The following is an 8,351-nucleotide window of genomic DNA, read 5'->3' as shown; positions in this document are numbered from 1 at the left end:
CGATGACCATCATCTGGGGCCTAACACCTGAGTTAAGCCGCGCCGCGAAGCGGCGTCGGCTTGGACGAATTGTTAGGCGCCAACCTTGCGGTGTCGATAGCTAATGACATTCGAGTGTCTGACCAACGAGGAAGCATGGTTTGCCAGTACGTTCATCAATGACGATGTTTGAACCCGGAGGCTTCTGATAGCGACCGCCGTATTGATCGGTTACGACGGTCGGCTGTTCGAGGAGAGTCGCCGTTGTACCGCCCTGACTCCGGCGCTGTGCGCGCCGAGCGGCAGCCTCTTCTTCACGAGTGGGATAGCGCTGCTGATTTTGCATAATGCCGCCGCCCGAAATCATCGCTGAGCCTGCACTGCTGCCGCTAGGCGCGGCATAGCCGGTTGGCGAAGCGTATCTGCGCTGCGGTGCGTAGTTCCGAGGCGCATCTGGGACAGGGGTATAGCCGCGCACACTTTGAGTGGCCGACACATTTGCGCAAGGGGTCTGTTGGTACGCAAAAACACCGCTATTGTTCTTGCACTTATATATCTGCTGCGCCCGACACAGCGGGACACAGGCGAGGCAAACCAGCAACACGGCGCCAGTGGCTTGGACGTAGATTCGCATAGAGTTCCCCTTGACGCGCTGAGTCTAACGGACGCTTTCTTCCGATCGCCATCAGGCAGCATTTGGCGCCTAACACCTGAGTTAAGCCGCGCCGCGAAGCGGCGTCGGCTTGGACGAATTGTTAGGCCCCGCCCTGCGGCAACGCCAACGACCACGGAAGTACGGGACAGCTGGCGCCAGCACTAGCAGGGCGAGAACCGGAAACGGCACTGCACCTGACTCTGAAAGCCTTACGGGCTCCGCGTTGCGGCGCTCAGCTGTTACCAAGCGGGAGTGAGCGAAGAACGACGGCAGGAGGACGTAGCTGACCCGCCCAGTGCTGTGCTGCGGCCCGGTCGCATAGCGTGCCGAAACGATCACCGGGAGCTGGCCGGGATAGGCCCGCTCGAGGGCCGCCGTCGTGTCCGGGTTGCGAGAACCGAAATGCGCCAGCGCGACAAGGCCCAATATCCCGGCAAGCAGTAGGCCGTGAGCCAGCAGATCCTTCCAGGGAGACGTCAATGGGATCGAAAGCTTCATGCGGGGCCTAACACCTGAGTTAAGCCGCGCCGCGAAGCGGCGTCGGCTTGGACGAATTGTTAGGCCCCAGCCTAGCTGCCGCCAAGGCTGACGGTATAGCGCTCGTAGAACGGAGCTTGCGGCGGGGCCGGATATTTCCGGCCAACCATTTGCTTCGAAAAGCATCGGAGCGGCGGGGCTGAGGAATCCGGCAGGTATTCGGTCACGGTGCCATCCGCGCTGATCACGGCGACGGCCTGGAACTTTTCAATTCCCGCCGCTCGCATCTGCGGCCCGCACACATCGACCACGCCTGCCCAGAAGGCGTTGTGGATAGGCAGCATCTGCTGCTCCCATACCTTTCCACTAAAAGTCGACGTGAGTCGGTCTGACTCTTCGGCGAGCTGGTGCCAACGGTCCTGTGCCGGTGCTTGCGAACTCGAGCAAGCGGTAAGGAGAAGTAGTGCTATTGCTGCAAGTAGGCGCATTGCTTCCTCTGGGGCCTAACACCTGAGTTAAGCCGCGCCGCGAAGCGGCGTCGGCTTGGACGAATTGTTAGGCGACATGGCCGGAAAGCTCCGAGACTGCTTTCTCGATAGAGTTCGATAGGCTCCGGAACTCTTCCTCGAGCGCCAGTGACAGCAGCCTGATGCGTACCAAACGGGCAAGTGCCTCTTCCGGGCCCAAATCAGGAATAGACGCGGCGAGCTCTCGGACCAACCCGTTAAAGCTTGCTAGGTCTATCCGATAGGAGGACCCGCCATCCTGGATCTCTTCCAGAATTGCATCGCGGTTCGAGAGGCGAGCACCAAACCGCTCCTCGAGATCAAGCAGGGCCTCATACGCTTGCTGCAGAAGTGGCTCCATGACGCCTAACACCTGAGTTAAGCCGCGCCGCGAAGCGGCGTCGGCTTGGACGAATTGTTAGGCCCCGAACCGGCGATGCCTAGCGTGCCCAAGAACATAAAGATCGCGGCGGCGCCGACGACCGCAAGGAATGGAAGCGCGCCGGCGCTTAGCGGCAACCTCGCGAGCTGATACAGAACGGTAGCCAAGCCGAGCAACAAAGACGCGCCAGTTGCGCCCCGCAGACGTGGACGGCGAGCAAGCGACGATGAGCGGAAAGCGACGCGCAGCCACCAGCCGAGGAGCCCCAAGCAGCCGCCGAGGCCCACCAGAAATGCCGCCGGTTCCCGTAAGGGGTTGACCGACACGAACCCCAGCGCGAACACGCCAATGGATGCAGTGACGAGAACGCCCAACAGACCGAGCAAGACTCGGCTGAGCGCGTGGTCAACTGCGGCGGCGAGTTTGCTCAACAAGGGGCCTAACACCAGAGTTGACCCGCGCCGCGAAGCGGCGTCGGGTTGAACGACTTGTTAGAGCCCACACGCCCGGATACGAGCGTGCCGCTCCACGAGGCAAAAGTGTTGCACGAAAAGCGATGCTTGGATGCGGCTGCGAAGCCGGAAGCCGACGAGCGCGAAGACAACGGCCCGGATGCAACTGCGGTTGGCTGCGACGACTGACAGGCGCCGTGTTGCTGCAGAGCCAAGCCGCCCGAGATATGTCCCGCGAAACGGGCCGGAAGCGACGCAAAGCTCGGACGCGACGAAACAATTCAAGCGCCGGAGTGCTTCCCAGTGTGGGCGCTAACACCTGAGTTAAGCCGCGCCGCGAAGCGGCGTCGGCTTGGACGAATTGTTAGGTGCCACCTTAAAGCACTGCCGGGATCAGTGCTTTGGTGCGCTCGCGGTACGCCTGATAGGCGGGGCCGAAGTGCTGGCCCAACCATTTCTCTTCCAGCCGCAGCTTGCGCCAAAACGAAACGAAGACGATGGCGACCGCGAGGAGCCCGCGCCAATCGCCGGTAAGTACGGCACTGCCGAGGAAGAGCAACAGGAAGCCCGTGTAGATCGGGTGCCTGATGGAGCGATATGGGCCAGATTGGATGAGCTCATGGTCCTGCTTGAGCTGGACCGTGGCGCTCCAGTTCCGTCCGAGAAGAATCCGGGAATAGATGCACAACGCTGCGCCGGCCATGGCCAGCGCAAGGCCGACCGCGAAGACCGGCATGGTGTGCGGCACAAACTGATCGCGAAGCCACGAGTGACCAAACCAACGCCCGGGCCCGAGCAAGAGGCCGGCGAATAGCAGCGGCAACCAGTAAGCGGCCAAGCGCATGCCGAACGATTCCGTGGATGCAGCCGCCTTGACTGAGCGTGCGGACCACGCCCAATAGCCCAGCACGACAAGCCAGGTGAGCCGGAGGGCGAGACCTAATAGCGACAGCATGCATCTCTCCTGTGGCACCTAACACCTGAGTTAAGCCGCGCCGCGAAGCGGCGTCGGCTTGGACGAATTGTTAGAGCCCACGCGCCGGGATACTGGCCCGCTGCTCCACGTGGCCGGATTCTGGCACGAAGAGCGAGACCCGCGAGACAGCGGGAGCGGGGCGCCGCAGGCGCGCCGAACGGCGAGGCCGGTGACGACGCCGGAACCGATGTGGCCGGCAAGTTGGCGCCGCCGATCGGGCGATGACCGCGGCGAGCAGATTGGAGCGGCGCGAGCTTGCAGCCGTGAACCTACGAGCCGATGTGGCCGTGAGCTACGAAGCTCGAAGAGCGATTAGCCCGACAACCGCATTGCATTCCGGCGTGGGCGCTAACACCTGAGTTAAGCCGCGCCGCGAAGCGGCGTCGGCTTGGACGAATTGTTAGCCCTCATTGCTGAGGAACCACGCGACAGATAGCGTTATCCGGGATCACTTCAGACCACTGACAGTAGTCATATACGGGCTGAACAGCTCCGATCGTATTGCGCCTCACCGCCCACTGACGCTTGCGTAGCTTCTCACACGCATCAGTGACGTACTTGTCTGACGGGTGAAATGTAGGATCGGGCTGATTAGTAGCTCTGTCCTGCGTCATCGAGTACTTACACGATGTCGCCTTTCCCGCCAGGTCGGGAACAACTTCGAAGACGACTGCCTTCTTTACTCCAGCCTCAACCTGTTCCGGCGTCGGGTCCGCCGCAAGACTTGCGGTGGTTACAAGAAGAAATGCAACGGCAACGTACATGCGCATGGAACTCTCCTTGAGGGCTAACACCTGAGTTAAGCCGCGCCGCGAAGCGGCGTCGGCTTGGACGAATTGTTAGGCCCCGGCCCTGGCGAGAAGCTACACAAGGAAGAGCCAACACCTGCAGCGGATGCTACGGCAGGTGAGACCGCATGAGCCAGCATGGCCGAGAGGTCCGGCCGCCCGAAGCGTTGAGCGGCATGCTGAGCCAGGCCCGGAACCTAGGTGAAGCTGCCGAAGGCGCGAATGGACCGGCATGCGCGGCGAATTTGCAACGCGAGCCGGACGGAAACCGCACGGTGCGGCAGAACTTCAACCTGCGCACGATGCGTTCAACCAACACCACGGGGCCTAACACCTGAGTTAAGCCGCGCCGCGAAGCGGCGTCGGCTTGGACGAATTGTTAGGGGGCTGGCCGGAATACCGCGCTCGCCACCCCAGCTGTTTCTGCGCTCCACTTGCGGGTAGGCGAGCACAGGCCCAAGTTTGTGGGCTTGCCGGTGCGGGCAACGACGAGAAGCGTGTCGCCCGGCATCACGACCGGCAACTCAGTGAACTCAACGGTGCGCTTGGACCTGGGCGGGTTGTACTGCCATGCCGATATGACGGACGCCGCCGAGGCCGGATTGCCTTTAAAGACAATGTCAGGCCGGAGCGTGTGGCGCAGCTCTACCCGGCGCTGCGAGACGTTCTCGGCGGTTGCGGCCGAAGGAAGCTCACGCGCCAGTTCTGACCGAACGACAGTGCCGACGTACACCACGTCGGCGGCGCGGAGTTCAGGTTCGAGTGGCTCGATGGCACAGATAGCGTGCGCCGAAGCCGGCAGAAGCGCAGCGGTAGTTGCCAGCAACGCTAGAAACCTCATCCAGCCCCCTAACACCTGAGTTAAGCCGCGCCGCGAAGCGGCGTCGGCTTGGACGAATTGTTGGGCTGCACTAGCGTAGAACCTCCGCGACGCGAAGCCCGGTGTAGTTACACAGCCCCAGATAGATCCCGCTGTCCGCGGTGACGTTTCGCACAAATGTTCCGCGCAGGCGCACCTGCCTTCGATTGGAGGCAATTACCTGTCCCGCGATTGCTTTGGGATAGATCAGCGATATGCAGGCCGATGGCTTTCCCTGGCGGGCGGCCTGCTCACTATCCCAAAGGCCGTAGTTCTCAGGTTCATGGATGAGATACGCATCCACCACAAGCTCGACTCCATCGAGTTCTCTTGCGCGCGAGTTTAGCTCGCTGCTGGACCAAACCCGCTGTTCGGAGCTTCCGGACGCGTGTTTGCCGGATGTGGAGCATGAGGTTGCGACCATTAGAGCCGCCACGAGTAGGGATACTTTCATGTGCAGCCCAACACCTGAGTTAAGCCGCGCCGCGAAGCGGCGTCGGCTTGGACGAATTGTTAGCTGCCGCTCGAGGACGGTTCGTTAGCGGCGCGGGGCATGACAACGACGTGGTAAGCGGTGCCCTGCAGATCCTTCTCGAACGATGGAGTCTTGGAAAGGTCCCCTTGCATGTCCGGCGCCCACTCTTGAACCCATTTGCCGCCGGAGAACCGATAGAGAGTTCCCTTCACCCGCGAGCGTTCGCCCGACGGAGTTTGCGCACTGACAACGACTCGGACCTTGCCGGGAATTTCAATGACGGCTTCCTGGCCGAACGGGACCCACGTGCTCTGACGAACTTCAGGTTTTCCTGCTTTCAGCAGAACCGTATCGAATCGAATTCCCGGGCCGGCGATCGCCAGAAGCGGACAGAGGGAGAGGCTAAGAGCAGCGATGGTCTTTTTCACGACACACTCCTTGTTGTAGGTAAAGGCAGCTAACACCTGAGTTAAGCCGCGCCGCGAAGCGGCGTCGGCTTGGACGAATTGTTAGGCCCCAGCCGGAAGCCAACGGACGGTGGCACCGATGCCACGCGCAGCGTCAGCGGCCGCACGCGCTTGCTCGATAGTTGGGTACGGCCCTGTGCCACTGTTGAACACGCCTCGCTCTGTAGTGGAACCGTACTGAACATAGAAAGCATCTTCCACGCGGTCTTCCGCAACGGCGGGATCATCCTCGTAGTCTCCCGTTCCATAGCGGACCGGGCTGAAAACAATACGCAATTCGCATTCGACTTCGCCGGCGTAGCGATAGACGCCAAGTGCGACGATCTTCTCTCCCGGAGCTAGCTTGGTCATGTCTGGGGCCTAACACCTGAGTTAAGCCGCGCCGCGAAGCGGCGTCGGCTTGGACGAATTGTTAGCGCCCATTGCAGGACACCGCGCTTGCTTCCCGAATACTTCCCCTGATCCCGACTCCACGTTCTGCGCGTGTGGGCTCCGGTGGGTGAAGTACGCCCGAAACCATGGCGCACTTGGCATGTAGAGCAGAAATCGTCTTACTCGCTTCCTCGACCCGGACCGTCAGACAGCCTTCCACATCTTCAGTGACAGATGGAGGGCAAAGAACAATGCGCTCGCCGCCGACCAGCAACGTTCCCGAGACGGTGACCCACTGACCGGTGTGCTGCCCAAAATCATCTTGGAATGTCAGGGCCGACTGTGATGCGCACCCTGCTGTTGAGAGCGCCACGACTACTAGAGCTGATTTCATGGGCGCTAACACCTGAGTTAAGCCGCGCCGCGAAGCGGCGTCGGCTTGGACGAATTGTTAGGCGGCGGCAACGAGCACTTCGCCGCCAGCGGCTTGACCAACTACCGTTGGCCAGCGCCATGCGGTCCATACGACGAAGGCCATGAGCGCCACTTCCAAGAGCCCGAAGCCGATGTAGAACGCCCAGCCGCTGTGCGAAATGACCAGCAACTGGAGGACGGCATAGAGCAGGCCGACCACGAGGTTGAGCCATCGGCACGGGCCGGGTGGCAGTAGCACCGACAGGGCGATCATGAGGCTCGGCACCGCCAGCATGGCCGAGGTTCCGAGCAGCACGCCCTGAGTGACTGGCCCCAACGGCTCCATGCGCCCGGCGAGCATGCCTTGCAGCTTGCCTGGCACGTAGAGCTCGAAGTAATCGGCATAGATGAAGCAGGACATCACCGAGGCCCAGATGGCCGCCAGCTTGTAGCGGGTAGGAACTCGAACATCGTGGAGCGTGGTTGCAGCTTTCATGACTTCCCCTGCGTGAATGTTCGAGCGCCGCCTAACACCTGAGTTAAGCCGCGCCGCGAAGCGGCGTCGGCTTGGACGAATTGTTAGCGCCCATTGCAGGACACCGCGCTTGCTTCCCGAATACTTCCCCTGATCCCGACTCCGCGTTCTGCGCGTGTGGGCTCCGGTGGGTGAAGTACGCCCGAAACCATGGCGCACTTGGCATGTAGGGCAGAAATCGTCTTACTCGCTTCCTCGGCCCGGACCGCCAGACAGCCTTCCACATCTTCAGTGACAGATGGAGGGCAAAGAACAATGCGCTCGCCGCCGACCAGCAACGTTCCCGAGACGGTGACCCACTGACCGGTGTGCTGCTCAAAATCATCGTGGAATGTCAGGGCCGACTGTGATGCGCACCCTGCTGTTGAGAGCGCCACGACTACTAGAGCTGATTTCATGGGCGCTAACACCTGAGTTAAGCCGCGCCGCGAAGCGGCGTCGGCTTGGACGAATTGTTAGGGCTCACGCCGGGTCGTACCAGTGGAGTGCCCGTATCGCGGATACGACGTGCGCGCCCCAGTGGGCGGTGAAGAGCAGCCGCCAGTTGAAGATAGCTGTATTCGGGTGCGTGCCGAAGCACTCAAGGCCTTCCTTGAGATCAGCGTACGTGTCTTCCAGGTCATCCGTGAGCGACCCACTGCCGGGGCCGTCCGGCTCCTCCACGAAAGGGTCGTATACCTGCCAGTACATACCTACGGGGAACGTAGACAGGCGTTGGCGGACCGCGAGCCGGTAGCTCTCGGGCAGGTCAGGCGGATCTGAGTCCTCCGGCTCGGCATTAGGTAGCTCAAGCGCTGCCGCGTAGAGCCGGGTTAGATGCCGCAGCGCGCAGAGGCGCTCTTCGCTCGATGAGCCAGGAGGAGCTTCCAACCATGCACAGTAGGTTTCCGCTGCGCTTTTGAATGCTTCAACTTCCGGGGAAAGCTGCACAGTGAGCCCTAACACCTGAGTTAAGCCGCGCCGCGAAGCGGCGTCGGCTTGGACGAATTGTTAGGCCCCAGCTCTCGATTCTTC

General features: G+C 61.5%; 14 protein-coding genes. 1 reads left to right on the top strand and 13 read right to left on the bottom strand.

Translation table 11 applies throughout. From position 1 onward, the window contains the following. Window positions 1-100 precede the first annotated feature (100 nt). From FW784_RS14925 to FW784_RS10675, 7 genes are all read right to left on the bottom strand, one after another. Window positions 101-613, bottom strand: coding sequence for a DUF4124 domain-containing protein (locus FW784_RS14925; RefSeq protein ID WP_149353334.1), 513 nt, complete (start codon window positions 611-613; stop codon window positions 101-103). An 81-nt stretch (window positions 614-694) separates the two neighbouring features. After that, the gene (locus FW784_RS10700) at window positions 695-1,132 is read right to left on the bottom strand and encodes a hypothetical protein (RefSeq protein ID WP_149353333.1); all 438 of its coding nucleotides are present in this window, start codon (window positions 1,130-1,132) and stop codon (window positions 695-697) included. 71 nt (window positions 1,133-1,203) lie between these two features. Further along, on the bottom strand, window positions 1,204-1,455 hold the full coding sequence (locus FW784_RS10695; protein WP_149353332.1) for a hypothetical protein: 252 nt from the start codon (window positions 1,453-1,455) through the stop codon (window positions 1,204-1,206). Window positions 1,456-1,666: 211 nt separating this feature from the next. Beyond that, window positions 1,667-1,978, bottom strand: a complete 312-nt coding sequence (locus FW784_RS10690; RefSeq protein ID WP_149353331.1) for a hypothetical protein — start codon at window positions 1,976-1,978, stop codon at window positions 1,667-1,669. Window positions 1,979-1,995: 17 nt separating this feature from the next. Beyond that, complete coding sequence (locus FW784_RS10685) at window positions 1,996-2,430, bottom strand: hypothetical protein (protein ID WP_149353330.1); 435 nt, start codon at window positions 2,428-2,430, stop codon at window positions 1,996-1,998. Window positions 2,431-2,827: 397 nt separating this feature from the next. Further along, window positions 2,828-3,406 carry a methyltransferase family protein gene (locus FW784_RS10680; RefSeq protein WP_149353329.1) on the bottom strand — a complete coding sequence of 193 codons (579 nt, stop codon included), beginning with the start codon at window positions 3,404-3,406 and terminating at the stop codon, window positions 2,828-2,830. A gap of 428 nt (window positions 3,407-3,834) precedes the next feature. Then, window positions 3,835-4,197 carry a hypothetical protein gene (locus FW784_RS10675; RefSeq protein WP_149353328.1) on the bottom strand — a complete coding sequence of 121 codons (363 nt, stop codon included), beginning with the start codon at window positions 4,195-4,197 and terminating at the stop codon, window positions 3,835-3,837. Between the two features lie 146 nt (window positions 4,198-4,343). Between FW784_RS10675 and FW784_RS10670 the strand changes: the two genes are divergently transcribed. Then, a complete protein-coding gene (locus FW784_RS10670; RefSeq protein WP_149353327.1) occupies window positions 4,344-4,553 on the top strand; it encodes a hypothetical protein in 210 nt (69 codons plus the stop codon). A 41-nt stretch (window positions 4,554-4,594) separates the two neighbouring features. On the opposite strand, the gene FW784_RS10665 is transcribed toward FW784_RS10670, so the two are convergent. The 6 genes from FW784_RS10665 to FW784_RS10640 form a co-directional block, all read right to left on the bottom strand. Continuing rightward, window positions 4,595-5,041, bottom strand: coding sequence for a hypothetical protein (locus tag FW784_RS10665; RefSeq protein WP_149353326.1), 447 nt, complete (start codon window positions 5,039-5,041; stop codon window positions 4,595-4,597). A gap of 85 nt (window positions 5,042-5,126) precedes the next feature. Continuing rightward, window positions 5,127-5,378, bottom strand: coding sequence for a hypothetical protein (locus tag FW784_RS14665; protein ID WP_205123609.1), 252 nt, complete (start codon window positions 5,376-5,378; stop codon window positions 5,127-5,129). Window positions 5,379-5,587: 209 nt separating this feature from the next. Beyond that, window positions 5,588-5,977, bottom strand: coding sequence for a hypothetical protein (locus FW784_RS10655; RefSeq protein WP_149353324.1), 390 nt, complete (start codon window positions 5,975-5,977; stop codon window positions 5,588-5,590). 81 nt (window positions 5,978-6,058) lie between these two features. Continuing rightward, window positions 6,059-6,367 carry a hypothetical protein gene (locus FW784_RS10650; RefSeq protein ID WP_149353323.1) on the bottom strand — a complete coding sequence of 103 codons (309 nt, stop codon included), beginning with the start codon at window positions 6,365-6,367 and terminating at the stop codon, window positions 6,059-6,061. A 472-nt stretch (window positions 6,368-6,839) separates the two neighbouring features. After that, on the bottom strand, window positions 6,840-7,298 hold the full coding sequence (locus FW784_RS10645; protein ID WP_149353322.1) for a DUF6326 family protein: 459 nt from the start codon (window positions 7,296-7,298) through the stop codon (window positions 6,840-6,842). Between the two features lie 501 nt (window positions 7,299-7,799). Next, on the bottom strand, window positions 7,800-8,267 hold the full coding sequence (locus FW784_RS10640) for a DUF5063 domain-containing protein (RefSeq protein WP_187770775.1): 468 nt from the start codon (window positions 8,265-8,267) through the stop codon (window positions 7,800-7,802). Between the last annotated feature and the right edge of the window lie 84 nt (window positions 8,268-8,351).

It is taken from the genome of Cognatilysobacter lacus (genome assembly GCF_008274655.1).
GTDB lineage: Bacteria > Pseudomonadota > Gammaproteobacteria > Xanthomonadales > Xanthomonadaceae > Cognatilysobacter > Cognatilysobacter lacus.
Note: the sequence above shows the minus strand (reverse complement) of the source record. Positions and strands in the feature narration are given on the sequence as shown.